Here is a 665-nt window from a genome sequence, read left to right on the forward strand (position 1 = left end):
CTTCGCTCTGGGACGCGGGCGAGACGGTGCCGATGGACGTGCCGCTTTCCCTGCCGCCGGAGACCGCGAGCGTGCGCCTCGGCTGGTATCGCTGGGATACCGGTGCGCGCCTGCCGGCGACCGAGGCCGGACACCGCCTGCCAGAAGATGCGCTACCATTGGATTGGGGATTTTAGATTTTGGATTTGGGATTTTGGATTTGGGATTTCGGATTGCTTTGTCACCCCGTCGCCCCTTCACCCTGTCACGATTTTTACCGTACCTCGCCCTAATCGCGATTTGGGCGCTGTTCTTCTGGCGCTTCGCCGCGCCCAACCCCGCCGACCGCCTGATGTACGAACCGGGCGACTTCTCCGAGACCTTCGGCGTGTTCCGCGATTTGAGCTACCGCGCGGCGCTGGAGGGCCGGCCGGCGCTATGGGCCGATTGCCTGTGGTCGGGCTACCCGCTGCACGCCGACCCGCAGGCGCAGACCTTCTATCCGCCCAAGTGGCTGACCTTCGCCGCGCTGCGCCTGATGGGCTACGGCCACTTCCCGCTCGAGGCGCTGGTCGCGGAGACGGCGCTCCACTATCTCTTCACGTCGCTTTTCTTTTATCTCTTCCTGCGCTCACGCCGATTGCGCCCGGCGGCGAGCGTGCTGGGCGCGGTCACCTTCACCTACG

1 protein-coding gene is annotated in these 665 nt (G+C 65.3%); it reads left to right on the forward strand.

Annotated elements, in window-relative coordinates:
- Window positions 1–217 precede the first annotated feature (217 nt).
- The coding region (locus NZU74_20515; protein ID MCS6883712.1) for a hypothetical protein at window positions 218–665 on the forward strand (448 nt) is incomplete at its 3' end.

It is taken from the genome of Chloroflexaceae bacterium (genome assembly GCA_025057155.1).
In the GTDB taxonomy this organism is placed as follows: domain Bacteria; phylum Chloroflexota; class Chloroflexia; order Chloroflexales; family Chloroflexaceae; genus JACAEO01.